Source organism: Aquabacterium lacunae (assembly GCF_004310865.1).
GTDB classification, from domain to species: Bacteria; Pseudomonadota; Gammaproteobacteria; order Burkholderiales; family Burkholderiaceae_C; genus Aquabacterium; species Aquabacterium lacunae.
Window position 1 is genome coordinate 122,355 of the sequence record NZ_SIXI01000006.1, and the last position, 25,048, is coordinate 147,402.

Genomic DNA, 25,048 nt, shown 5'->3' on the forward strand with positions numbered 1-25,048 from the left:
AAGAGGGGGTGTGAAATTTTTTTCAGGACAGGTCGTCGGCGCTGGCCGACCACCGCTGCCAGTCGGCCAGCTGGCGGCGGTCGCGCTTGGTCGGGCGGCCATGTTCGAGGGCGCTGGACGGCTCGACCCCCTGGCGGCGCTGCTCGGCCCAGGCCTGACGGCGCTGGAGGCTGGCGTCGGTTTCCCGGTACAGGCGCTGGGCCTGAGGGGCCGGCCCGCGGATGGTGCTCAGGGCCAGCACTTCCACCGTGCGCACCAGGCCGCCGGTCTGGCGGATCTCGACCTCGTCGCCCGTGCGAAGTTCGCGCGAGGCCTTGGCCACCTGGCCATTCACCGACACGCGGCCTTTGTCGATGTCTTCGGCGGCCAGGCTGCGCGTTTTGTGGAAACGGGCCGCCCACAACCACTTGTCGACCCGCAGACGGTCGGTCTGGCCTGGCAGGTCGGGCAGGTCAGGCTGAGGAGCGTGTGGGTCGCGGTGGGGCATGCAGGCGTGACTTTATCAAAGGCCTCAGGCATGGGCCCCCGCCGGGCCTCAGGTGCCTGCAGCGGTGTGTCGCCCCTGCTTCACCTGCCGCACCACCCAGCGTGCCGGGTCGAGCGCGTCGCGCAGGTCGGCCTCCACCGGGCAGGGGCTGCCTGTCACCCAGTGGGCCAGCAGGTCGCCCGCCAAGGCAGCCCAGGTGATGCCGCGTGAGCCCAGCCCCCCCAGCACGAACAGGCCGCCGTGCGCGTTGCGCTCTCGGGGCACCATGCGGGGCTGGTCCAGGCGCGCGCGGGCGGGCAGGGCTTGCAGGCGCTCCCATGACCAGGGCAGGGCGCCCACCAGGGGCAATCGGTCCGGCGTGGTGGCCCGCCATTGGGTGCGGCCACTCAGGCCATCGAGGGCGGCGTGCTGGGCGTCGCCTTGCCAGGCGCCCAGGCGGGCGGCTTGTTGCAGGTTGTGGCGGTGGTCGGCGTCACGCACCGAGGGGTCGTCGTCCTGGTGCTGGCTGGTGGCGCCACACAGCAGGCTGCCATCCGGCAGGCTCAAGGCGTAGCCCTGGCCGGCCACGGGCTGGTGCAGCCGAGCCACGCAGGCGTCAGGGGGCAGGTGCGTGATCTGGCCGCGCACTTTGCCGCCCGGCAGCGCGAAGCCGGCCTGGTCGGAAGGCAAGGTGGCCACCAGGGCGCCCAGCGCGTGGGCATTGGCCAGCACCACGCTGCCCATGCCTTGCAACCAGGGCTCGGCCTGGCCTTCACTGCGCAGGGCCCAGCCCGATTCTGCGCGGTGCAGGCCGCTCACCCGCCGGCCGGGGTGCCAGTGCAGTCGGCCTGTGGTCTGGGCCGACTGAAGGAAGGCCCGCGCGTAATGGGGCGGTGACAGCCAGCCCCCCTGGTCGAACTGCCAGCCGCCAGACGGCGTGTGGCACCCGACGGTGTGGGCAGCCTGCGCCACCGGCTGCCAGTGCACGAAGCTGTCGGGCAAACCCAGGCTTTGCAGCAGGGCCTGGGCCTCGCCGTCAGGCAGCTCGTCCAGGCGCATCAAGCCCGTGGCCTGACCGGGCACCAGGCCCTGGGCCATCCAGGCACCAGCCACCTGGGCCGTGCGCAGGGCCGCAGCGCGGTAGGCGCGCGCGTGCACGCCATCTTCTCCGTGCAGGATGGCGTGGAACATGCCGCCAGGGTTGCCCGACGCCAGGGTGGCGGGTTCGGCTTGCGCGTCGATCAGGTGCACCTGCCAGCCCTGGCGGGTCAGGGCCCAGGCGGCGGCGCAACCTGCCAGACCGGCGCCCACCACGGCCACGGTGCGGTGAGCCGCATCGGGCTCTGCCCACAGGCCGCCAGCGGGCGGTGCTGCCACATGGCGAGGCTCGAAGCGTGCCGAGACCATGTCGCGCTTGCTGCCATGGCCCTGGCGTCGCTCGATCACGAAGCCCGCCTTGGTCAGGGTGTCTCGCATGGGCCGGGCCACGCTCCAGGTGGCAGCCATGGCGCCGGGGGCGGCCAGCCGGTCCAAGCGGCCCAGCCAGCGTGCATCCCACATGTCCGGGTTCTTCGCGGGTGAGAAGCCGTCCAGGTAGAAGCTGTCCACCTGGGCCATCAGGCTGGGGATCAGGTCGTGCACATCGCCCAGACCCAGCATCAACCGCACCTGGCCTGCAGCACCACCTGGCGTGCGCTCGGCCACTTCAAAGTCGATGGTGTGCCAGCCAGGTGTCAGCACGGGCCATTGGGCCACCAGGCGTGCGGCCAGTTCGGTGCGGGCTACTTCCCAGTCGGGCATGGGTTCATCGGGGGCGTGTGCCGACCTCGCATGCACATCGCGCAGTTGCTGCGCGCTCAGTGGGTGCTTCTCGATGGAAATGAACACCAGCTGCTCGCAGCGCTGGGGGTCTTGCCGCCACGCTTGCCAGGTGGCCAGGAAGTTGTTGCCCAGCCCGAAGCCGGTTTCCAGGATCACGAAGCGCGTGCGCCCCTGCCAGCGGGCTGGCAGGTCATTGCCGGCCAGGAACACGTGGCGTGACTGTGACCAGGCGCCTGCGTCCGAGTGGTACAGGTCGTCGTAGTGGGGCGAGTAGGGGATCCGCGGGTCGTGCCCGCGGGGGCTTTTGCCCAGGGTGGCCAGTGTGAGGGGGCGGCGAGCGGTCATGAGGGCCTGCATCTTAATGAATGCAGGCCGCCTGCCATGGCCTGTCGCTCTGGAGCGGCTTACTGCGCCACCCAGCCGCCGTCCATGTTCCAGGCCACACCGCGCACGTTGTCGGCCGAGGGGGAGCACAGGAACACGGCCAGGTCACCCAGCTGGGCCGGGGTCACGAACTGCAGCGAGGGTTGCTTTTCGCCCAGCAGGTCTTTCTGCGCCTCTTCCACGGTGATGCCACCCTTCGCCGCGCGGTCATCGATCTGCTTTTGCACCAGCGGGGTCAGCACCCAGCCGGGGCAGATGGCGTTGCAGGTCACACCCGTGGTCGCGGTTTCCAGGGCCACAGCCTTGGTCAGCCCCACCAGGCCATGCTTGGCCGCCACGTAGGCCGATTTGCCTGCCGACGCCACCAGACCATGGGCCGAGGCCAGGTTGATGATGCGGCCCCAGTTTTTCGCACGCATGCCCGGCACCACCAGGCGCGTGGTGTGAAAGGCCGAACTCAGGTTGATGGCGATGACGGCATCCCACTTCTCAACGGGGAAGTTCTCGACATTGGCCACGTGCTGGATGCCGGCGTTGTTCACCAGGATGTCCACGCCACCGAACTCGGCGTTCGCGTAGGCCACCATGGCTTCGATCTCGGCGGGTTTGGACATGTCGGCCCCGTGGTAACCCACACGGATGCCGTGGGCGCTGCCGACCTGCAACACTTCGGCCTTGGGGCCTTCGCTGTCGCCAAAGCCATTGAGAATGATGTTCGCGCCCTGTGCGGCCAGCTGGCGGGCCATGCCCAGGCCAATGCCACTGGTCGAGCCGGTGACAAGCGCGGTTTTTCCTTTCAACATTCGGGCCTCCTGTGGGGTCATTGCCAAACAAAATGATTGCTTCGGCCCATTATGGGTCGTCCACCCCGTAGGCACAGCATGAATCAAGCCAATCAAACCACCGTTTCATCGCCGTCGACATCGCCCACGCTGCACCATGTCCGCTGCCCCGGGGCCAGCAAGACCGACCCCGCCGGCCACCAGATGGCTTACTGGAGCTGGGGTGATCCGGCCAACCCGCGCACAGTGGTGTGCGTGCATGGTCTGAGCCGCCAGGGCCGAGATTTCGATGTGCTGGCGCAGCGCCTCAGCGCCCACTGCCATGTGGTCTGTCCCGACGTGGCCGGACGTGGGCATTCCGACTGGCTGGCCGAGCCGCAGCAGTACCAGATCCTGACCTATGCGGGCGACATGGTGCAGCTGGTGCAGCACCTCAAGGCCAGCAAAGGCATCACGGCGGCCGACTGGTCCATCGACTGGGTGGGCACGTCAATGGGGGGGCTGATCGGCCTGGCCTTGTCCACCGTGCCGCCTCAAGCCACCGGGGCCCAACTGCGCCGCATGGTGCTCAACGACGTGGGCCCGCGCCTGCGCTACGAAGCCATCGTGCGCATCGGTGACTACCTCGGCGTGCCACGCCAGTTCGCCACAGAACAAGAGGCCGCCGACTACCTCTGGAGCATTTCCACCAGTTTCGGCCCGCACACGCCGGCGCAGTGGCTGGCCCTGTCGCGACCCATGTTGCGCCCGGCCCCTGGCGGTGTGGGTTTCGTCCTGCATTACGACCCCTCGATCGCCATCCCGTTCAAGGCCATCGATGCAGAAGGTGCCGCTGCCGGGCAGGCCGCGGTCTGGCAGATGTACGACGGGCTCAAGGCCGACACGCTGCTGCTGCGTGGCGCCGAGTCCGACCTGCTGGATGCCGACACCGCCCAGGAGATGACCCAGCGGGGTGCCAAGGCTCGGCTGGTCGAATTCGCTGGCGTGGGCCATGCGCCCACCCTGGTGGCCGACGACCAGGTGGCCGTGGTGGAGGGGTTCCTGCTGGCATGAAGACGGGTTTTCTGCAGCCGACCACCGGCCTGGTGCCGGGCGAGCCGCCTTCCGTGATCACAGGTGATGCGCCTGCTGCCATCGTGGCCTGGGCCGACCTGGCCCCGGGCGACACCTTGCCTGAAGGGCAGGGCACGGCGCTTCTGCAGCGCGCGCGGGCGTTCGCCGAGCCCCTGCTGTTGCAACAGCGTTTCGACACCGGTGAGCCTGCCCTGGCCCATGCCGACGGCACGGCCACCATCCTGCAAGGCATCGGGGCCCCGCCTGCATTGCGTGCTGCGGCCTATCTGGTCTATGCCAGCGAGTACCTCACCCCGGCCGACGAAGTGATCGCACGCGCTTTTGGTGACGACATGGCCCAGCTCACCAGCGCCACGCGCAAGCTGGTGCAAGTGCAGCGCAGTGCCCGAGACGCACTGGGCGACGACACCGACGGCCCGCTGCCAGCCGAGCAGATCGAGCGCATCCGCAAGATGCTGCTGGCTTTCTCGCGTGACCTGCGCGTGGTGCTGGTGCGCCTGGCATCGCGCCTGCAGACCCTGCGCCATTACGCCGACAGCAAGCAGGCCTGCCCCAAGGCCCTGGCCCGCGAATCGCTGCAGGTGTTCGCGCCCCTGGCCAACCGGCTGGGCATCTGGCAGATCAAGTGGGAACTGGAAGACCTGGCCTTCCGCTTTCTGCAGCCCGACACCTACAAGGACATCGCCAGGGCGCTGGAAAGCAAGCGTGTCGACCGCGAACAGCAGGTCGAGGCCGCGCGCCAGCGCCTGAGCGATGCCCTGCAGGCCATGGGCCTGAACGCCCTGGTCCAAGGCCGCCCCAAGCACATCTACAGCATCTACAAGAAGATGCAGGGCAAGCGCCTGTCGCTCGACCGTGTGTTCGACCTGCAAGCCCTGCGCGTGATCGTGCCGGACGTTCCGGCCTGCTACGCCGCCCTCAGCCGCACGCACGAACTTTGGCAGCCCTTGCCCGAAGAGTTCTCTGACTACATCGCGCGGCCCAAGGCCAACGGCTACCAGTCGCTGCACACGGTGGTGATGGACGATGCCGGCCGCCCCATCGAGATCCAGATCCGCACCCAGGCCATGCACGACCATGCCGAAAGCGGCGTGGCCGCCCATTGGGCCTACAAGGAAGCGGGTGCCAAAGGCTATGCCGGCGTGCAGGCTGCCGGTGATTTCGAAAGCCGCGTGGCCGAAGCGCGCAAGACCGTGCTGCGTCAGCTGCTGGCCTGGGAGCGTGATCTGGCCAGCAGCGAGGCCGAGCAGGTGCCCGGCGGCCCCGGCCTGTTCGAAGACCGCATCTACATCTTCACGCCTGAGGGTGCCATCATCGACCTGCCTGCTGGCAGCACGCCGGTCGACTTTGCCTACACCGTGCACACCACGCTGGGCCATCGCTGCCGGGGCGCACGGGTCGATGGCGCCATGGTGCCCCTGAACACCACCTTGCGCAGTGGCCAGACCGTCGAGGTGGTGGCGGCCAAGGAAGGTGGCCCCTCGCGTGACTGGCTCAACCCCGAGCTGGGTTACGTGAACAGCCCACGTGCACGCGCCAAGGTGCGTTCATGGTTCAACGCCCTGGCCCTGCAGGAAACCGTGGCGCGCGGGCGCGAGCAGGTGGAAAAACTGCTGCAGCGGATGGGGCGCACCGCGCTCAAGCTCGACGACCTGGCCTCCGACCTGGGCTTCAAGAGCGCCGAGGCCCTGTTCGAGGTGGTGGGCAAGGACGAGTACTCGCTCAAGAACGTGGAGGCGCTGCTCAAACCGGCAGAACCTTCCGTCGATGCCGACCAGTGGCTGGCCCAGCGCCTGAACAAAGCGGGCCAGCCCGAAGCGGCCATGCAGGGCAAAGGCGTGCTGGTGGTGGGCATGGATTCGCTGCTCACGCAATTGGCTCGCTGCTGCAAGCCTGCCAAGGGCGATGCCATCGGTGGCTATGTCACGCGCGGCAAGGGCGTGGCCGTGCACCGGCTCGATTGCAGCAACTGGCGGCAGATGGCGGCCCAGAACCCCGAGCGCGTCATCCCGGTCACCTGGGGGCGTTCGTCGGCGGGCGACAAAGAAGACCAGTACGCGGTCGATGTGCTGGTGGAGGGGCTGGACCGCCCGGGCCTGCTGCGTGATGTGTGCGACGCCTTTGCCCAAGGCAAGGCTCATGTGTCGGCCATGCACAGCCAGGCCCAGCGTGAGCGCGTGGCCATCAGCCTGACTCTGCAGACGGCTGATACCGCACGCTTGCAAGGCCTGCTGGCCAAGGTGGCCCAGGTCGATGGCGTGCTCAAGGCCCGGCGCAAATGACGCGCGCCACTTTTTTCAAAAATCTTGCAGGTGCTGCAAAAACAGTGTTATAGTTTCGTTCTCGCAGGCGCATAGCTCAGTTGGTTAGAGCACCACCTTGACATGGTGGGGGTCGTTGGTTCGAATCCAATTGCGCCTACCAGAATCCAGCCCCTTGCATCGTTCGGTGCAAGGGGTTTTTGTTTTGCCCCGTTCCTGGTTGTCGGCACGCTTTGGTTTCCCCTCCCGCGCTAGCGTACCGTCCGAGGGTTCCATCGGGGCCATCGGGTGAGCAAATGCCCGGCTTGGCCAGGCCACTTCGGCGCCCTCAGTGTGGGCTAGAGCCCTACAATGGGCCGCATACAGGAGATGGTATGACCACAGCCCCCAAGAGCCGTCGCGCCCGGTCTGAATCCGGAGACGAGCCTTCGTCTGCCAGTGTGCCCCCCGGTGTGCGGGCCATCAAGAAATATCCCAACCGGCGTTTGTACGACACCCAGACCAGCAGTTACATCACGCTGGCTGACGTGAAAGACATGGTCATGGCCTGCGAAAACTTCGCCGTGGTCGATGCCAAGACGGGCGATGACCTGACCCGGTCCATCCTGCTGCAGATCATTCTGGAGGAGGAGACGGGGGGGGTGCCCATGTTCTCCACCCAGGCACTGGCCCAGATCATCCGCTTCTACGGCCACACCATGCAGGGGATGATGGGCAACTACCTGGAAAAGAACATCCAGTCCTTCATCGATCTGCAGGCCAAACTGACCGAGAACTCGATGGTGAACCTGCCGAACCCCATGCAGAGCTTCATGACGAGTTACATGGAGCAGTCGACGCAGATGTTCACGCAGATGCAGGAGCAGATGACCAAGCAGGCCGAGTCGCTCATGGGCAACCTTGGCAACTTCCCCGGTACCCGCAAGTGAGCCCTCGCGGCTGAGGCCTTTGGGGCCTCAGCGCTTCTTTGAAGGCTTCTGCAGGGCATTGAGCACAGGCAGCAGCACGGGCCAGATGTTGCGGTCAAGGATCACCGGGTGGGCCTTGGCCTGAGGGTGGATGCCGTCGGCCTGGAACCAGTCGCGTGCGTCCGGTCGGTCGGCCACGCCCGCCAGCATGAACGGCACCAGAGGCACCCGGTGGGTTTGCGCCACGGTGGTGAACAGGGCCGCGAACTGGTCCGCGTAGCGCTGCCCGAAATTCGGTGGCATCTGCATGCCCACCAGCACCACCTCGGCGCGTTGGGCCTGGGCCAGGCTCACCAGCCTGGAAAGGTTGTCCTGGGTCACCTTCAGCGACAGCCCGCGCAAGGCATCGTTGGCACCCAGCTCGATCACCACCACGCCGGGCCGGTGCGCCTTGAGAAGGGCAGGCAAGCGGCTCAGGCCACCCGCCGTGGTCTCGCCGCTGATGCTGGCGTTGACCACCGGGATCGTCGGCCCCTTGGCGCGCAGTCTGGCCTCCATCAGGGCCACCCAGCCTTGGCCGCGAGGCAGACCGTATTCGGCAGACAGGCTGTCGCCCAGGATCAGCAGGGGCGCGGTTGACAATGTGCCGGCTGTGGACGCAGGCACTCCCTGGGGCGCACCCAGCGCGTTGCCCGCTGTCAGCGCCCAGAGCAGCGGTGCGGAACAGGTGGCCAGGCCGGTGAGCCATAGGCGACGGCCCGGATGGACAGAATGGGTTTGATGCTGTGGCATGGGTGAACGATACGACAAGCTACATGGGCTGGCACGCCACCAGGGATTGCGGCGTGGCGTAGAGTGCATGGGTTGCTGCTTCGTCTGCCCTCATGCCTGACCATCACGTCACCCGCTCCAGCGCTCCCTCGTCGATTTCGCCCGTGCTGCGTGCTCAAGACATCACCAAGACTGTGACCGACAGCAGCGGGGCGCTCAGCATCTTGCAGGGAGCCAGTCTGGCCGTGCAGCCCGGTGAAACCGTGGCCCTGGTCGGTGCATCTGGTTCGGGCAAGAGCACGCTCTTGTCCATCCTGGCGGGGCTGGATGTGCCCAGCAGTGGCGAGGTGTGGCTGGCCGGGCAGCCCCTGTTCGCGCTGGGTGAAGACCAGCGGGCCGCACACCGTGCCGCCCACATCGGCTTCGTGTTCCAGAATTTCCAGCTGATTGGCCACCTCACCGCGCTGGAGAACGTGATGTTGCCGCTGGAATTGCGCGGCGAAACCCGTGCGCATGAGCTGGCCACGGCCATGCTGCGACGCGTGGGCTTGGGTGAGCGCCTCGGGCACCGCCCCACCGTCATGTCGGGGGGCGAGCAGCAGCGCGTGGCCCTGGCCCGCGCCTTCGTGGTGCAGCCGGCCTTGCTGATGGCCGATGAGCCCACAGGCAGTCTGGACCATGCCACGGGGCAGGCCGTGATCGATCTCATGTTCAGCCTCAATGCCGACCTTGGCACGGCGCTGCTGCTCGTCACGCATGACCTGCAACTGGCCCGGCGCTGTCAGCGAGTGCTGCGGGTGCAGCAGGGGCGCCTGACCGAAGAAAGCACCTGAAGAAGCGTCTGTGCGACTTGGGGGCTGCAGTACCATCGCCCCATGAGTGCAAAACAACTGTTGTTCGGGTTTCACGCCGTCACCGTTCGCCTGAAGGTGGCCCCCGATTCCGTGCGTGAACTGCTGGTCGATGCGGGTCGCAAAGACCAGCGCATGCGCCAATTCCTGGCCCGGGCCGAAGAAGCTGGCGTCACCATCACCGAACTGGACGACGATCGCCTGCAAAAGCTGTGCGGCACCCACCGTCACCAGGGTGTTGTGGCCCGAGTGGACGCCATTCAGCACACCCATTCGCTGGACGACCTGCTCGACGGCATCGAAGAGCCGCCGCTGATCCTGGTGCTCGACGGCATCACCGATCCGCACAATCTGGGCGCCTGCCTGCGTGTGGCCGACGGTGCGGGTGTGCACGCGGTGATCGCCCCCAAGGACCACGCGGTGGGCATCAATGCCACCGTGGCCAAGGTGGCCAGTGGCGCAGCCGAGACCGTGCCGTACTTCATGGTGACCAACCTGGCGCGCACCCTGGGCGAACTCAAAGAGCGCGACATCTGGGTCACGGGCACGTCCGATGACGCGCCTGGCACTCTGTACGCGGCCGATTTCAAGGTGCCCACGGCCCTGGTGCTCGGTGCCGAGGGCAAGGGCATGCGCCAACTCACCCGCAAACATTGCGACCAGCTGGTCAGCATTCCCATGATGGGGGGCGTCGAAAGCCTGAACGTGTCGGTGGCCAGCGCCGTGTGCCTGTACGAAGCCCGCCGCCAACGCGGCTTCACCCGCGGCTGAGCGCGCTCCTTTCCTGGCGTTTCATCACGCATGTCCACACATCCTCACCTTCCGCGAGGCAACATGGCTTCTTTCAAACCCTGGGCGCTGATGGTCCTGCCTTTGCTGCTCACCCTGGGCGCCTGCACCCAGGAGCAGCAGAACCAGATCAAGCGCGACATCCAGAACTGGACCGGCACCAATGGGGTGATGGAGGTGTATGCCGGCAACATGGTGGTCAAGCGCTTCCTGAAGGTCGACAAGCTTTCGACAGCGCTGGGCACCAGCGACAACAATCCCCGCTCTTACCGCTATGGTTATGGGGTCTACGACGAGAACCTCAACGGGCAAATCGATTCCGACGAAAAGCGCGTGTACTTCGAGGTCTCCGATTATTCGACGTACGTGTTTTTCGAAAGCCCGAGGTGAAGCATGTGGCAGGTGGTCTGGTTCAAGCGCGATCTTCGCTGGACCGACCACTTGCCCTTGCTGCAGGCGACCCGGCAAGGGCCGGTGCTTTTGTTGTGGTGCCATGAGCCCGAGCGGTGGCAGCAGCCCGATGCCGCAGCGCAGCACCTGGGTTTCGCTCGCGAGTGCCTGAACGAGGTCCAGGCCTGGGCGCAAGCCAGTGGCGGCACCTTGCACACCTGGCCGGGCACCATTGAAGAAGCCCTGCGCCGTGTGCTCGATGAAACCGGGGCGTTCGTGCTGCACAGCCACGAAGAAACCGGGAACGACTGGACCTTCCAGCGTGACCGCCGCGTGGCGACGTGGTGTCGCGCCCATGGCGTGCCCTGGCACGAGGCACCTCAGCATGGGGTGGTGCGGGGGTTGCGTGACCGCGATCGGTGGGCCGATCGTTGGCTGCGCCACACGTCGCCCGAGCCATGGCCCACGCCTCAAGCCATCGAATGGGCCGGCTGCAGCAGCTTGCCTGCATGGAACGCCGCGCCGCCCCCTGACAGCGCGGGCCAAGGCCCTGATGCTGTCGATAAACGCGGTCGTCAGCGTGGTGGGCGGTCCAGGGCCGAGCGTGCATTGCATTCCTTTCTTGGAGGGCGTGGTCGGCTGTATCGGCAGGCCATGTCCAGTCCTCTGACTGCCCCCTTGGCTTGCTCGCGCCTGTCGCCGCACCTGGCGTGGGGCAGCGTCTCGGTGCGCGAGTGCGTGCATGCGGTGTGGCAAGCGCGCGCCGAGGTGTTGGCGTTGCCCGAGCCTCACAGAGATCCCGTCTGGCTGAAAAGCCTGCAGAGCTTCGAGTCGCGCCTGCACTGGCATTGCCACTTCATCCAGAAGCTGGAGAGCCAGCCCGGCATCGAGTTCCACAACGTGCACCCCGGCTTTGATGGCCTGCGAAACGAAGGGGCGCTCACCGCCGACGAGCACGCCCGGTTGCAGGCCTGGTGCGAAGGCCGCACCGGCTGGCCCATGGTCGATGCCTGCATGCGGCAATTGCGCACCACGGGCTGGCTGAACTTTCGCATGCGGGCCATGCTGATGAGCGTGGCCACCCACCTGCTGTGGCTTCACTGGCGCGAGCCTGCCCTGCATCTGGCGCGCCAGTTTCTCGATTACGAGCCTGGCATCCACTACCCGCAGGCGCAGATGCAATCGGGAGTCACGGGCATCAACACGGTGCGCGTGTACAACCCGATCAAGCAAGGTCAGGAGCATGACCCTCAGGGGCAATACATCCGGCGGTGGGTGCCTGAATTGGCCCATCTGCCCGATGCTGACCTGCACACACCCTGGCTGGCCTCGCCCTGGGTGCTGGACGAAGCGGGGGTGGTGCTGGGGCAGACCTACCCCTTGCCGCTGGTGGACCTGTCTGATGCAGCCCGTCGCGCCCGGGACACCTTGCACGAGCGCAAGCAGGTGCCTCAGGTGCGGGCCACGTCGGCCAAGGTGTATGCGAAACATGGCAGCCGCAATCCGAACCGGGAGGGCGGGCGAGTGCGCAAGGCCCATTCAGGCCGCGGGCGGGTTGTCAGCGCTGGGGATGACGACGGCGGAGGGCCGCAACAGCTCAGTCTGCTGGATTGAGTCCGGCTGCATCGGCCTTGACCTGCTGGCGAGCCGCCCAGGCGCTGATGGCCCAGGCCGCGCCCACCAGCACCACGCCCACCCAATGCAGATTGTGGTAGCCGGTGCGTCCAGGTTCCGGATGGGCCAGCACCCAGGCACCCGCCGAGGCACCCACGGCGTGACCCAGGTAAATCGCAGAGGTGTTCAGCGACATCAGCGCCGGCGCCAGGCGTGGCGACAGCCCGCCCAGCCGCGCCTGCTGCCCCGAGTTGGTGGCAAAACCGCTCAAAGCCCAGGGCAGGGTGACCACTGCCAGCCAGGGCAGGGTGGGCGCCAGCGGCCACAACAAAAGGCTCAGCACGATCAGGCCCAGCGTGGTGGTCACCGCCTGGGCCGGGCCAGTTCGGTCGATCACCCGGTTCAGCACCAGGTTGCCCAGGAGGGCGAACCCGCCGAAGAAGCCGAACATGAGGCTGATCTCTTCGGGTGAGGCCCCGAAATCGGTCTTGTAGTAGGGGGCGGCGTAGGCCAGCAGCGCGTACTGTCCGGCGCTCTGGAACAAGGTCACCACCACCACGGCCAGCAACAAGGGGGATTGGAAGATCTTGCGCCATGCGCGCAGCGACATGGCCGGAGGGCGTATGCCCTTCGGCAACCCCTTCCACACCCAGGCAGCAGAGATCACCGATGCCACCGCGATGGCGCCCATGGCCACACGCCAGCCCAGGCGCTCGCCTACCCACGCGGTCAGCGGCATGCCCGCCACCGATGCCACGGCCCAGCCCATGAACACGAAGGTGATGGCCCGACCGCGGTGTGCCGGGGTGCTCATGAAACCCATCGTGGCTGCCGCCTGGGGGGTGAACACAGCCGCCGACAGCACGGTCACGGCACGCAGAGGCCACAACCAGTCGTAATCGGGTGCCCATGCGCACAAGGCATGGCCCAAGGCGTACCAGAGCATGGTCAGTGCCAGCAGGCGCCGCCGGTCCATGCCGCCAATGGCTGCAGCCATCAGCGGCGCCCCCACACCCATCATCACGGCGGCCACAGCGATCAGGTGACCACCCTGGGTCACCGAAATCTTCAGGCTGGCGATCAGGTCATTGAGCGTGCCGCCCACCACCATCACGCCGCAGCCGATCACGAAGTTGCCGAACAACAGTGCCCAGCGGGCCATTTGCAGTTGCCGCGGGGAGGTGCTGCGTTCAACTTCCATGCAGAGGCTCAGTGCTGAACACGCAGGGCTTCAGGGTTGACGATGTTCGTCGGATTGCCCGCCATGAAGGCCAGCAGGTTGTCGAATGCCGCGCTGAAGTAGCGCTCGTAGCTCTCCTGCTCCACGTAGCCGATGTGCGGCGTGCACACAGCGTTTTCCAGGCGCAAGAGCGGGTGGCCTTGCAGGATGGGTTCGCTCTCGAACACATCGACTGCCGCCATGCCAGGGCGTCCGCGGTTCAACGCTGTCACCAGGGCGTTTTCTTCCAGCAGCTCGGCGCGCGAGGTGTTCACCAGCAGGGCTGTGGGCTTCATGCGCAGCAGGTCGTCCAGCGTGATCGCATGGCGTGTGTCGTCGGTCAGGCGCAGGTGCAGGCTGAGCACGTCGCAGGCTTCGAAGAAGGCCTGGCGGCTGGGGGCCGGCACGTGGCCGTCTGCCAGTGCTGCGGCCAGCGAGGCCTCGCTGCCCCACACGGTCACGTGCATGCCGAAGGCCTTGCCGTACTGAGCGACCTGGCGGCCGATGCGGCCGTAACCCCACACGCCCAGTGTCTTGCCCTTGAGCGTCATGCCCAGGCCAAAGTTGGTGGGCATCGAGGCTGCCTTCAGTCCTGATTGCTGCCAGGCACCATGCTTGAGATTGCCGATGTACTGCGGCAGACGGCGCATGGCCGCCATGGTCAGTGCCCAGGTCAGCTCGGCTGGCGCGGTAGGGTCACCCACCCCCTCCGCCACGGCAATGCCCAGCTTGGTGCAGGCCTCGATGTCGATGTGCGACCCCACACGGCCCGTCTGGCAGATCAGACGCAGACGGGGCAACTTCTCCAGCAGCTGGCGGGGAAAGTGGGTGCGTTCGCGGACCAGCACCAGTGCTTCAGCGTCTCGAAGGCGCACCGACAGTTGCCCGATGCCCTTCACGGTGTTGGTGTAGACCTTGGCGTTCAAACCGTCGAGCTTGCTGGCGCACTTGAGTTTGCGCACAGCGTCCTGGTAGTCATCGAGGATGATGATGTTCATTGGGGGGAGGCAGGGATTCTCCCCACATTGTGCAACGGCTTGACAACCTGGGTGACCGAAAGGCCATCACCCGGGTCGCCGTCAACGTCACCAGCGAGCAGTGCGGCCGCTGCTTGTGTCCACATGCGCTGAAATGCGCACGGGGAAGTGCGCATCCAGGCTTTCCAGTCGGCGGTGCGCCTCGGCCTGTCCGCGGTGCGTGGCGATCACGCTGAACACGGTGGCGCGAAGGTGCCACAACTCGCGCAGCGATCGGGACTGGGTGATCGACTCGCGCACATTGGTGGCCGCGTAAGACTGCAGATCCCACACCACCGACAGGAATTCGGCCTTGACCTGGTTCAGGCCTCGCAGCACGCGGGGGTGCTCTTCCAGGTCCTCGTCGTCCCAGAGCCAGTGCCAGGCAGTGGTCATCCAGCGCCGCCATTGGGGCTCGCTGCGGGTGAACAGGGTGGGGGGCTGCACTTCCTTGCGCAGCGTCGATGTCGTGCTCCACTGCCCATGGGCAGGGTCTGCCGAAGCGGTCTGCGCCGGATCAGTCTTCGCGCTGGAGGTGTCACCCGCAGGCACAGCCTTGGCGCCAGACTTGCGGCCAGCACGGGTGGGGTGATCGTCGATGAAGAAAAACGAAGCCATGGGCTCCCCCGTCGGGACAGGGCGCACGAAGTGGCGCCATCGGGGGAGTTATCGGCCCAAACAGGCCAGGCTTGAGGGGGGAAAAGACGACGGGTTCAGGCCTTCTTCGCCGCTTGCGTGAATTGCGACGCGTTGCGGATCAAGGCAATGGTGTGGTGCTGGCGGGCCTGCTCGAAGGTGTCGCGGGCACAGCTTTCGCACTTGCCACAGCAGGTCGACACGCCAGATTCCATTTGCAATTCGTCAAAGGACGAAATGCCTTGCTGGGCATGGCGAGCGATGTCTCGGTCGGAGATGCGGTGGCAGACACAGACGATCATGGGGCAGGGCGCTGGAGCCGGGCGATTGCGAAAGTGAATGCATTCTCAAATAGGAATGATTCGCAGTCAATAGCCTGAATGAGGGAGGGGCAACCCCTCCATGCCCTGCCTGCGTCGGTCAGCTCAGCTCAGCTCGCCCATCTGTGATTGCAGGTAGTTGGGCAAGCCCACCTTGCCGATCAGGTCGATCTGAGTCTCCAGGAAATCGATGTGCTCCTCGGTGTCGTCCAGGATCATCTGCAGCAGATCGCGTGACACGTAATCGCGCACCGATTCGCAGTAGGCGATGCCATCCTTGATGGTCTGCTGCGCACCGGTTTCCAGCGTCAGGTCACACTGGAGCAGCTCGGGCACGTCCTCGCCGATCAGCAGCTTGCCCAGGTCCTGCAGGTTGGGCAGCCCGTCGAGGGTGAAGATGCGTTCCATGAGCTTGTCGGCGTGCTTCATCTCGCCGATCGACTCTTCGTACTCCTTCTTGGCCAGCTTGTCGAAGCCCCAGTGCTTGAGCATGCGGTAGTGCAGGAAGTACTGGTTGGTGGCCGTCAGCTCGTTCTTGAGCTGGGCGTTCAGATGCTGGATGACGATGGGGTCGCCTTTCATGCCGTTTCCTTCTGGGGTTGTGCCCCGTTGTGGTGCAGTCTGGTGAGGAAGAGGGCCGCTTTGCGAAGGCGCCGGCCTGAGCCCTTCGGAGGATCGGTTATACTCCTAAGGTTTACCCGCAACCACCCCCGCCTAGCGAAATCCGTTTCGTCTCCTCCTCTGGACACGATCATGTCACGCCTTGCGCCAGCCTGAACAGGCGCGTGCGGCAGGCAGACACGGCAGTGCTGGGCGCATACAACAACGGAGAAATTACCCGTGCTGCCCGTACTGCCCCAAGCTCTTCTGGCCCTCGCAGACGGCACGGTCTTTCACGGCGCTTCGATCGGTGCAACCGGTCAGACGGTTGGTGAGGTCGTGTTCAACACCTCGCTGACCGGCTACCAGGAAATCCTCACAGACCCCAGCTATTGCCGGCAGATCGTCACCCTGACGTATCCGCACATCGGCAACTATGGTGTCAACGAGGAAGACATCGAAGCCCCGAAAGTCCATGCCGCTGGCTTGATCATCAAGGACCTGCCCATCCGCACGTCCAACTTCCGCCAGAGCCAGACGCTGTCGCAGTACCTGCAAGCCCAGGGCACCGTGGCGATCGCCAACATCGACACCCGCATGCTGACCCGCCTGCTGCGCACCAAGGGTGCCCAGAACGGCGTGATCGTCGCACTCCCGGTCGGTCAGGCCATTACCCCGGAGATCATCGCCAAGGCCGTGGCCGATGCGAAGGCCGCCCCCAGCATGGCCGGCCAGGACCTGGCTCAAGTCGTCACCCGCACCGACTCCACCGTGTGGGACGAGACCGAGTGGAAGCTGGCCAACCCCGAGTTGGGCGGCAAGCCCGGCTTCGGCAAGCAGACCGCCCCGACCTTCCACGTGGTGGCCTACGACTTCGGCGTCAAGCGCAACATCCTGCGCATGCTGGCCGAGCGCGGCTGCAAGGTCACCGTGGTGCCTGCCAAGACGCCGGCTGCCGAGGTGCTCAAGCACAATCCTGACGGCATTTTCCTGTCCAACGGCCCTGGTGATCCGGAGCCTTGCGACTACGCGATCGCTGCCGCCAAGACCCTGATCGACACCGGCATCCCGACCTTCGGCATCTGCCTGGGTCACCAGATCATGGCCCTGGCCTCGGGCGCCAAGACCTTCAAGATGAAGTTCGGCCACCACGGCGGCAACCACCCCGTGAAGGATCTGGACACCGGTCGCGTCAGCATCACCAGCCAGAACCACGGTTTCGCCGTGGACGAGAAGTCGCTGCCCGCCAACCTGCGTGCCACGCACATCTCGCTGTTCGACGGCACCCTGCAGGGCCTGGCCCGCACCGACAAGCCCGCCTTCTGCTTCCAGGGCCACCCGGAAGCCTCGCCGGGCCCGCACGACATCGCTTATCTGTTCGACCGCTTCGTGTCGCTCATGACTACGCACAAGGCGGAGCAAAAATAAATGGCAAAGCGCACCGACATCAAGAGCATCCTCATCATTGGCGCCGGCCCGATCATCATCGGCCAGGCCTGTGAGTTCGACTATTCCGGCGCCCAGGCCTGCAAGGCCCTGCGCGAAGAAGGCTACAAGGTCATCCTGGTCAACAGCAACCCTGCGACCATCATGACCGACCCCAACACGGCCGACGTCACCTACATCGAGCCCATCACCTGGCAGGTGGTCGAGCGTATCATCGCCAAGGAACGGCCTGATGCCATTTTGCCCACCATGGGTGGCCAGACCGCGCTGAACTGTGCACTCGACCTGCACAAGCACGGCGTGCTCGACAAGTACAAGGTCGAGATGATCGGTGCCAACGAGCACGCGATCGAAAAGGCCGAAGACCGCCAGAAGTTCAAGGAAGCCATGACCAAGATCGGTCTGGATTCCGCCAAGTCGGGCATTGCCCACACGCTGGAAGAAGCCTGGGCGGTGCAAAAGCGCATCACGGCCGAAATCGGCGGCTCGGGCTTCCCCATGGTGATCCGCCCCAGCTTCACGCTGGGTGGCACCGGTGGCGGCATTGCCTACAACGCCGAAGAGTTCGAAGAGATCTGCAAGCGCGGCATCGACCTGTCGCCCACCAACGAGCTGCTGATTGAAGAATCGCTGATCGGCTGGAAGGAATACGAGATGGAAGTGGTCCGCGACAAGGCGGACAACTGCATCATCGTGTGCTCGATCGAAAACCTCGACCCCATGGGCATCCACACCGGTGACTCGATCACCGTGGCCCCGGCACAAACGCTCACCGACCGCGAGTACCAGCTGCTGCGCAACGCCTCGATCGCCATCCTGCGCGAAATCGGCGTGGAAACCGGCGGCTCGAACGTGCAGTTCTCGATCAACCCGGACAACGGCCGGATGATCGTGATCGAGATGAACCCCCGCGTGTCGCGTTCGTCGGCCCTGGCCTCCAAGGCCACCGGCTTCCCGATCGCCAAGATCGCGGCCAAGCTGTCGGTGGGTTACACCCTCGATGAGCTCAAGAACGACATCACCGGCGGTGCCACCCCGGCCTCGTTCGAGCCCTCGATCGACTACGTGGTCACCAAGATCCCGCGTTTTGCCTTCGAGAAGTTCCCCGCTGCCGACAGCCGCCTGACCACCCAGATGAAGTCGGTGGGCGAAGTGATGGCCATGGGCCGCACCTTCCAGGAATCGTTCCAGAAGGCCCTGCGTGGCCTGGAAACCGGCATCGACGGCCTGACCGAGCGCAGCAACGACAAGGACGAAGTGATCGAAGAGATCGGCACGCCCGGTCCCGAGCGCATCCTGTTCCTGGGTGACGCCTTCCGTCTGGGCATGAGCCTGGATGAAGTCTTCGAAGAAACCAAGGTCGACCCCTGGTTCCTGGCCCAGATCGAAGACATCATCAAGACCGAAGCCCAGATCAAGGCCCGCAAGCTGGACACGCTGTCGGCTGCCGAGATGCGCTACCTGAAGCAAAAGGGCTTCTCTGACCGCCGCATCGCCAAGCTGATGGGCACCGACCAGCATGCCGTGCGCAAGGCCCGCCATGCGCTGAACGTGCGCCCGGTCTACAAGCGCGTCGACACCTGCGCGGCCGAGTTCGCCACGCAGACCGCCTACATGTACTCGTGCTACGAGACCGAAGGCGGCGAGTGCGAAGCCGAGCCCACCGACAAGAAGAAGATCATGGTGCTGGGCGGTGGCCCGAACCGCATCGGCCAGGGCATCGAGTTCGACTACTGCTGCGTCCACGCCGCCCTCGCCATGCGCGAAGACGGCTACGAGACCATCATGGTCAACTGCAACCCGGAAACCGTTTCGACCGACTACGACACCTCCGACCGCCTGTACTTCGAGCCCGTGACGCTGGAAGACGTGCTGGAAATCGTGGCCAAGGAAAAGCCGGTGGGCGTGATCGTGCAGTACGGCGGTCAGACCCCGCTGAAGCTCGCGCTGGACCTCGAAGCCAATGGCGTGCCCATCATCGGCACCACGCCGGACAGCATCGACATCGCCGAAGACCGCGAACGCTTCCAGGCCCTGCTGCACAAGCTGGGTCTGAAGCAGCCGCCCAACCGCACCGCCCGTGCCGAAGACGAAGCCATTGCCCTGGCCAACGAAATCGGCTACCCGCTGGTGGTGCGTCCCAGCTACGTGCTGGGTGGCCGCGCCATGGAAATCGTGCATGGCGACAAGGACCTCGAGCGCTACATGCGCGAAGCCGTGCGCGTGTCTGAAAAGTCGCCCGTGCTGCTCGACCGCTTCCTGAACGACGCCGTCGAAGTCGACGTCGACTGCATCTCTGATGGCACCGACGTCATGATCGGCGGCATCATGGAGCACATCGAACAGGCTGGCGTCCACTCGGGCGACTCGGCCTGCTCTCTGCCGCCCTACACCCTGAGCGCCGAGCTGCAAGACGAGCTGCGCCGCCAGACCGCCCAGATGGCCAAGGCCCTCAATGTGGTCGGCCTGATGAACGTGCAGTTCGCCATCCAGGGCGACGTGACCAAGGGCCTCGACGCCGCCACGGTCTATGTGCTGGAAGTGAACCCGCGTGCTTCGCGCACCGTGCCTTACGTGTCGAAGGCCACCGGTCAGCCCCTGGCCAAGATCGCCGCGCGCTGCATGGCCGGCCAGAAGCTCAAGGACCAGAAGTCGCCTGACGGCAAGGCCCCGCGCGAAGTCGTGCCGCCTTACTTCACGGTCAAGGAGGCTGTTTTCCCGTTCAACAAGTTCCCGGGTGTGGACCCTGTGCTTGGCCCTGAAATGCGTTCGACCGGCGAGGTCATGGGCGTGGGTGACACCTTCGGTGAAGCCATGCTCAAGTCGCAGCTGGGTGCCGGTTCGCGCCTGCCCACCAGGGGCACGGTGTGCATCTCGGTGAAGGACGGTGACAAGGCCCGCGCCGTGGCCGTGGCCCGCGACCTGGTCGCGTTGGGCTTCAGCGTCGTGGCCACCAAGGGCACGGCAGCGGCGATTGCGGCCGCTGGCGTCCCTGTCAAGCCGGTGAACAAGGTGAAGGACGGCCGCCCGCACATTTCGGACGCCATCAAGAACGGCGACATCCAGCTGGTGTTCACCACGGTGGACGAAACCCGCACCGCCATCGCCGATTCGCGCAGCATCCGTCAGGCTGCGCTGGCCAACCGCATCACCTACTACACCACCATGGCCGGCTGCGAAGCCGCTGTGGAAGCCATGAAGCACCAGGACGACCTGGTGGTGTACTCGGTGCAGGAGATGCACGCCAAACTGCACTAAACTGTGCAGCCACCTGCGGTTCGCATCCGCGGCCGCAGGTGAACGACATCAAGGGCCGCGCCCGGCGCTCATCGCACGATGGGCCTCAAGGGCAGCGGCTCTGTCTTTTGTTGAACCCGATTCCCTTGCCTCCACAAAGGAGACAGCCACCATGTCGACCATTCCCATCACCAAGCGCGGCGCTGAAAAACTCAAAGAAGAACTGCACCGACTCAAGCACGTCGAGCGTCCTGCCGTGGTGCAGGCCATTGCCGAGGCGCGTGCCCAGGGTGACCTGTCGGAAAACGCCGAGTACGACGCTGCCAAGGACAAGCAGGGCTTCATCGAAGGCCGCATCCTGGAAATCGAAGGCAAGCTGTCGGCCGCGCAGATCATCGACCCCTCGACGCTGGACGCGGGCGGCCGCGTGGTGTTCGGTGCCACCGTCGAGATGGAGCTCGAAGCCACGGGCGACGTGGTCACCTACCAGATCGTCGGTGACGACGAGGCCGACCTGAAGCAAGGCCTGGTGTCGATCAGCTCGCCGATCGCGCGCGCCATGATCGGCAAGGAAGCCGGTGACGTGGCCGTGGTGCAGGCGCCGGGTGGTGACCGCAGCTACGAGATCATCGAAGTGCGCTACATCTGAACGACGGCAGGCCCGACTCCATGAACTCCACGCTGTTGCGCCTTCAGGTGTGGCTGGCCGGCCTGTGGGCGGGCGCCATCGTGGCCGTTGGGGGCATCGCGGCCCCCAGTTTGTTTGCGGTGCTGGAGCGTCAGACCGCAGGGCAGGGCGCAGGCCAGATCTTTGCGGTCGAGGCCAAGGTCAGCCTGGGCATGGCCATGCTGCTGTTTGCACTGGAGCGCCGTCGCGTGCGTGACCTGGCGGAAGTGCAAGGCGGCTCGGCTGGCATGACGGCCCAGCTGCTGCTGGTGCTGGGGGCGCTGTTTCTGACGGTGTTTGGTCAGTTCGCCCTGCACCCCATGATCGCCGCCGCCAAGGCCGGGGAACCCACGGCCTTGAGCTTCGGTGCGCTGCACGCCATCTCGGCCAGCATGTTCTGGCTCAAGGGCGTGATGGTGTTGACGCTGGCCTGGCGGCTCAGCGGCATCAAGGGCTGATCAGCCCTGCTTCTTGCTGGCCTGGCGCTTCTTGGCGCGTTTGATCAGGCCGCCAGCCGTCACGCGCTCGTTGCCGGCCACGCGCAGCTTCTTGATCTCCGGACGGCCCGAGCCATTCTTGGAGAACTTCAGGATCTTGATTTCGCGCACGCCCTTGCCGCCGCGGTCGGCTTCAGGTTCTGCTCGCTGCTTTTCGGGCACTGGGCGCCAGATCACCAGCAGCTTGCCGATGTGCTGGATCGGGGCCGCGTTGAGCTGGTCGCAGATCTGGGTCATGATGGATTCGCGGGCCTCCCGGTCGTCACCCAGCACACGCACCTTGATCAGGCTATGGGCCTTCAGTGCGGAGTCGGTTTCTTTCAGGACAGCAGGCGTCAACCCGTCGGCGCCGATCATCACGACGGGGTTCAAATGGTGTGCGTCCGCGCGAAACACGCGGCGCTCGGCAATGGTCAGTTCAAGAACAGGCATCTCGGTATTATCCCCGCCATGAAAGTCAAAAGCAAAAGCAAGAAGATCAACAAGGCCTGGCTGAACGACCACGTCAACGATCCGTACGTGCGCCAGGCCCACAAAGAGGGCTACCGGTCGCGTGCCGCCTACAAGCTCAAGGAGATCGACGAAGGCCTTCAGCTGATCCGCCCAGGGCAGCTCGTGGTCGACCTGGGGGCGGCCCCTGGCGCCTGGAGCCAGTACCTGCGCCGAAAGTTCGCCCCCAAGGAAGCTGGCACCGGCGGTGCGGCCGTTGGCGCCCTGAACGGCACCATCATCGCGCTCGATCTGCTGGAATTCGAGCCGATCGAAGGTGTGCACTTCATCCAGGGCGATTTCCGCGAAGAAGTGGTGCTCAAGCAACTGGAAGAGGCCGTGGGTGGTCGGCCGGTCGATGTGGTGGTGTCCGACATGGCACCCAACCTCAGCGGCGTGGAAATCACCGATGCAGCCCGGGTGGAGCACCTGATCGAGCTGGCCATCGATTTCGCGCAGAACCACCTGGTGAAAAATGGTGCGCTGGTGTGCAAGGTGTTCCACAGCAGTGGCTATTCCCAGCTGGTGGAATTGTTCAAGGCTCACTTCCGTGTGGTGAAAGCCATCAAACCGAAGGCCTCGCGCGACCGCTCGTCCGAAACCTTTCTGGTGGGCATCGGCCTCAAAAATGGCTGATTTCGGTCAGAAACCCCATTGAATTTCCGGATGGACGTGATTACAGGGCCTGTTCGGGCCCTCGACAGCCCTCCTTGTCGCTGCAGGGGGCTCTTGACTGCTCTAGAATCATCCTCACATGCACTGAGCAGCGACGGCCATGGTGGCCTTGTTGTGCAGTGTGGCCGCCCGGTGCGGCTGTGCCTCTGATCGTGAAGGAGCCTCGGTGAACAACAATCAATGGTTTTCGAAGGTCGCTGTCTGGCTGGTGGTGGCACTTGTGCTGTTCACCGTGTTCAAGCAGTTCGACCGGACCACAACCGGGGGCTCGCAGATCGCGTATTCCGACTTCCTGGAAGAAGTGCGTGCCCGCCGCATCAAGGCCGTCACGCTGCAGGAAGGTGGCGCTGGCGGCACTGAAATCGTGGCCACCACCACCGACGACAAGCGTCTGCGCTCCACGGCCACCTACCTCGACCGCGGTCTGGTCGGTGACCTGATCAACTACGGCGTCAAGTTCGACGTCAAGCCCCGCGAAGAGCCCTCGCTCATCATGAGCCTGCTGGTGTCCTGGGGCCCCATGCTGTTGCTGATCGGCGTCTGGATCTACTTCATGCGCCAGATGCAGGGCGGCGGCAAGGGTGGTGCCTTCAGCTTCGGCAAGAGCCGCGCCCGCATGCTGGACGAATCCAACAACTCGATCACCTTTGCCGATGTTGCAGGGTGTGATGAGGCCAAGGAAGAAGTCAAGGAACTGGTCGACTTCCTGCGTGACCCGCAGAAGTTCCAGAAGCTGGGGGGCCGCATCCCCCGTGGCGTGCTGATGGTCGGCCCTCCGGGCACTGGCAAGACGCTGCTGGCCAAGTCCATCGCGGGCGAAGCCAAGGTGCCTTTCTTCACCATCTCGGGTTCTGACTTCGTGGAAATGTTCGTGGGCGTGGGTGCTTCCCGTGTGCGCGACATGTTCGAGCAGGCCAAGAAGAATGCGCCTTGCATCATCTTCATCGACGAAATCGACGCTGTGGGCCGCCACCGTGGTGCCGGCCTGGGCGGCGGCAACGACGAGCGCGAACAGACCCTGAACCAGATGCTGGTCGAGATGGACGGCTTCGAGACCAACCTGGGTGTGATCGTGATCGCGGCCACCAACCGCCCTGACATCCTGGACCCGGCCCTGCTGCGCCCCGGTCGTTTCGACCGCCAGGTGTATGTGACCCTGCCGGACGTGCGCGGTCGCGAGCAGATCCTGAACGTGCACATCCGCAAGGTGCCGGTCGGTCAGGACATCAAGGTCGATATCCTGGCCCGTGGCACGCCAGGTTTCTCGGGTGCCGACCTGGCCAACCTGGTCAACGAAGCTGCCCTGTTCGCCGCCCGCCGTAACGGCCGCGTGGTCGAAATGCAGGACTTCGAAAAGGCCAAGGACAAGATCATGATGGGCCCCGAGCGCAAGTCCATGGTCATGCCCGAGGAAGAGCGCAAGAACACGGCTTACCACGAAGCTGGCCATGCCTTGGTGGCGCGCCTGCTGCCCAAGACCGACCCGGTGCATAAGGTCACCATCATCCCGCGCGGTCGTGCGCTGGGTGTGACCATGCAGCTGCCTGAGGGCGACCGATTCAGCATGGACAAGAGCCGCATGCTGGACACCATTTCGGTGCTGTTCGGTGGTCGCATCGCCGAAGAGGTGTTCATGGACCAGATGACCACGGGTGCCTCGAACGACTTCGAGCGCGCCACGGCCATCGCCCGTGACATGGTCACCCGCTACGGCATGACCGACGAGCTGGGCCCCATGGTCTACGCCGACAACGAAGGTGAAGTCTTCCTGGGGCGCTCGATCACCAAGACCACCAACATGTCGGAAGAGACCATGCAGAAGGTGGACAAGCAGATCCGCAAGATCATCGACGAGCAATACGCCATTGCCCGCAAGCTGATCGAGGACAATCAGGACAAGATGCACGCCATGGCCAAGGCCCTGCTGGACTGGGAAACCATCGATGCCGAGCAGATCGAAGACATCATGAAGGGCCGCGAACCCCGCCCGCCCAAGGACTGGACGCCTCCCACCAACAAGCCCAATGGTGGCAGCAACCCGCCGATGAGCACCGACGGTGCGCCGGCAGCGGTCTGAGTCGCGCTGACCACCTCACACCATGAACGGGGCGCAAGCCCCGTTTCTCATTTGCGGA

23 protein-coding genes and 1 tRNA gene are annotated in these 25,048 nt (G+C 65.2%); 14 read left to right on the forward strand and 10 right to left on the reverse strand.

What is annotated here, in order from left to right; genetic code table 11:
* Positions 1–22: 22 nt before the first annotated feature.
* From EYS42_RS14235 to EYS42_RS14245, 3 genes are read right to left on the reverse strand one after another with little or no spacing between them, the layout of a single operon-like run.
* Positions 23–487: an RNA-binding S4 domain-containing protein gene (locus tag EYS42_RS14235; protein ID WP_130968864.1), complete on the reverse strand. Its 465-nt coding sequence runs from the start codon at positions 485–487 to the stop codon at positions 23–25.
* A gap of 48 nt (positions 488–535) precedes the next feature.
* Entirely contained in the window at positions 536–2,632 is a 2,097-nt protein-coding gene (gene mnmC, locus EYS42_RS14240) for a bifunctional tRNA (5-methylaminomethyl-2-thiouridine)(34)-methyltransferase MnmC2/FAD-dependent 5-carboxymethylaminomethyl-2-thiouridine(34) oxidoreductase MnmC1 (RefSeq protein ID WP_130968865.1), read from the reverse strand.
* Positions 2,633–2,691: 59 nt separating this feature from the next.
* The gene (locus tag EYS42_RS14245) at positions 2,692–3,474 is read right to left on the reverse strand and encodes a 3-hydroxybutyrate dehydrogenase (protein WP_130968866.1); all 783 of its coding nucleotides are present in this window, start codon (positions 3,472–3,474) and stop codon (positions 2,692–2,694) included.
* Positions 3,475–3,552: 78 nt separating this feature from the next.
* Between EYS42_RS14245 and EYS42_RS14250 the strand changes: the two genes are divergently transcribed.
* The 4 genes from EYS42_RS14250 to phaR all read left to right on the forward strand — a co-directional run bounded on the left by EYS42_RS14250 (position 3,553) and on the right by phaR (position 7,717).
* A complete protein-coding gene (locus EYS42_RS14250; protein ID WP_245503653.1) occupies positions 3,553–4,506 on the forward strand; it encodes an alpha/beta fold hydrolase in 954 nt (317 codons plus the stop codon).
* Positions 4,503–6,809, forward strand: coding sequence for a RelA/SpoT family protein (locus tag EYS42_RS14255; RefSeq protein ID WP_130968867.1), 2,307 nt, complete (start codon positions 4,503–4,505; stop codon positions 6,807–6,809). Before EYS42_RS14250 ends, EYS42_RS14255 begins: the two co-directional genes overlap by 4 nt.
* A gap of 65 nt (positions 6,810–6,874) precedes the next feature.
* A tRNA-Val gene (locus EYS42_RS14260) sits at positions 6,875–6,951 on the forward strand.
* Positions 6,952–7,162: 211 nt separating this feature from the next.
* Positions 7,163–7,717: a polyhydroxyalkanoate synthesis repressor PhaR gene (gene phaR / locus EYS42_RS14265; protein WP_130968868.1), complete on the forward strand. Its 555-nt coding sequence runs from the start codon at positions 7,163–7,165 to the stop codon at positions 7,715–7,717.
* A gap of 27 nt (positions 7,718–7,744) precedes the next feature.
* Here phaR and EYS42_RS14270 read toward each other — a convergent pair whose 3' ends face one another.
* Positions 7,745–8,338 carry an arylesterase gene (locus EYS42_RS14270; protein WP_342635527.1) on the reverse strand — a complete coding sequence of 198 codons (594 nt, stop codon included), beginning with the start codon at positions 8,336–8,338 and terminating at the stop codon, positions 7,745–7,747.
* A gap of 242 nt (positions 8,339–8,580) precedes the next feature.
* On the opposite strand from EYS42_RS14270, the gene EYS42_RS14275 reads away from it, so the two are divergent.
* The 4 genes from EYS42_RS14275 (at position 8,581) to EYS42_RS14290 (ending at position 12,111) form a co-directional block, all read left to right on the forward strand.
* A complete protein-coding gene (locus tag EYS42_RS14275; RefSeq protein ID WP_130968870.1) occupies positions 8,581–9,300 on the forward strand; it encodes an ABC transporter ATP-binding protein in 720 nt (239 codons plus the stop codon).
* Positions 9,301–9,342: 42 nt separating this feature from the next.
* Positions 9,343–10,089 carry a 23S rRNA (guanosine(2251)-2'-O)-methyltransferase RlmB gene (gene rlmB, locus EYS42_RS14280; RefSeq protein ID WP_130968871.1) on the forward strand — a complete coding sequence of 249 codons (747 nt, stop codon included), beginning with the start codon at positions 9,343–9,345 and terminating at the stop codon, positions 10,087–10,089.
* A gap of 63 nt (positions 10,090–10,152) precedes the next feature.
* Positions 10,153–10,497, forward strand: a complete 345-nt coding sequence (locus EYS42_RS14285) for a hypothetical protein (RefSeq protein ID WP_245503654.1) — start codon at positions 10,153–10,155, stop codon at positions 10,495–10,497.
* A gap of 3 nt (positions 10,498–10,500) precedes the next feature.
* Positions 10,501–12,111: a cryptochrome/deoxyribodipyrimidine photo-lyase family protein gene (locus EYS42_RS14290; RefSeq protein ID WP_130968872.1), complete on the forward strand. Its 1,611-nt coding sequence runs from the start codon at positions 10,501–10,503 to the stop codon at positions 12,109–12,111.
* Here EYS42_RS14290 and EYS42_RS14295 read toward each other — a convergent pair.
* The 5 genes from EYS42_RS14295 to bfr form a co-directional block, all read right to left on the reverse strand.
* Entirely contained in the window at positions 12,095–13,312 is a 1,218-nt protein-coding gene (locus tag EYS42_RS14295; RefSeq protein WP_207301167.1) for an MFS transporter, read from the reverse strand. The two genes, EYS42_RS14290 and EYS42_RS14295, sit on opposite strands and share 17 nt — an antisense overlap.
* An 8-nt stretch (positions 13,313–13,320) precedes the next feature.
* Entirely contained in the window at positions 13,321–14,328 is a 1,008-nt protein-coding gene (locus EYS42_RS14300) for a D-2-hydroxyacid dehydrogenase family protein (RefSeq protein ID WP_130968873.1), read from the reverse strand.
* Between the two features lie 87 nt (positions 14,329–14,415).
* Entirely contained in the window at positions 14,416–14,964 is a 549-nt protein-coding gene (locus EYS42_RS14305; protein ID WP_130968874.1) for a hypothetical protein, read from the reverse strand.
* A 95-nt stretch (positions 14,965–15,059) separates the two neighbouring features.
* Positions 15,060–15,284, reverse strand: a complete 225-nt coding sequence (locus tag EYS42_RS14310; protein WP_130968875.1) for a (2Fe-2S)-binding protein — start codon at positions 15,282–15,284, stop codon at positions 15,060–15,062.
* A gap of 123 nt (positions 15,285–15,407) precedes the next feature.
* Positions 15,408–15,884, reverse strand: a complete 477-nt coding sequence (bfr, locus tag EYS42_RS14315) for a bacterioferritin (protein WP_130968876.1) — start codon at positions 15,882–15,884, stop codon at positions 15,408–15,410.
* Positions 15,885–16,142: 258 nt separating this feature from the next.
* On the opposite strand from bfr, the gene carA reads away from it, so the two are divergent.
* The 4 genes from carA to EYS42_RS14335 all read left to right on the forward strand — a co-directional run bounded on the left by carA (position 16,143) and on the right by EYS42_RS14335 (position 21,710).
* Entirely contained in the window at positions 16,143–17,330 is a 1,188-nt protein-coding gene (gene carA, locus EYS42_RS14320) for a glutamine-hydrolyzing carbamoyl-phosphate synthase small subunit (protein ID WP_130968877.1), read from the forward strand.
* Positions 17,331–20,606: a carbamoyl-phosphate synthase large subunit gene (carB, locus tag EYS42_RS14325; protein ID WP_130968878.1), complete on the forward strand. Its 3,276-nt coding sequence runs from the start codon at positions 17,331–17,333 to the stop codon at positions 20,604–20,606.
* Between the two features lie 151 nt (positions 20,607–20,757).
* Positions 20,758–21,234 carry a transcription elongation factor GreA gene (gene greA / locus EYS42_RS14330; RefSeq protein WP_130968879.1) on the forward strand — a complete coding sequence of 159 codons (477 nt, stop codon included), beginning with the start codon at positions 20,758–20,760 and terminating at the stop codon, positions 21,232–21,234.
* Between the two features lie 20 nt (positions 21,235–21,254).
* Entirely contained in the window at positions 21,255–21,710 is a 456-nt protein-coding gene (locus EYS42_RS14335) for a DUF4149 domain-containing protein (RefSeq protein WP_130968880.1), read from the forward strand.
* Here the strand turns inward: EYS42_RS14335 and EYS42_RS14340 are convergent, their stop codons facing one another.
* Positions 21,711–22,181 carry a YhbY family RNA-binding protein gene (locus EYS42_RS14340; protein ID WP_130968881.1) on the reverse strand — a complete coding sequence of 157 codons (471 nt, stop codon included), beginning with the start codon at positions 22,179–22,181 and terminating at the stop codon, positions 21,711–21,713. It abuts the gene before it with no gap.
* Positions 22,182–22,199: 18 nt separating this feature from the next.
* On the opposite strand from EYS42_RS14340, the gene EYS42_RS14345 reads away from it, so the two are divergent.
* Together EYS42_RS14345 and ftsH are read left to right on the forward strand one after the other, a co-directional pair.
* Positions 22,200–22,874 carry an RlmE family RNA methyltransferase gene (locus EYS42_RS14345; protein ID WP_130968882.1) on the forward strand — a complete coding sequence of 225 codons (675 nt, stop codon included), beginning with the start codon at positions 22,200–22,202 and terminating at the stop codon, positions 22,872–22,874.
* A gap of 205 nt (positions 22,875–23,079) precedes the next feature.
* Positions 23,080–24,990, forward strand: coding sequence for an ATP-dependent zinc metalloprotease FtsH (gene ftsH / locus EYS42_RS14350; protein WP_245503655.1), 1,911 nt, complete (start codon positions 23,080–23,082; stop codon positions 24,988–24,990).
* Positions 24,991–25,048 lie beyond the last annotated feature (58 nt).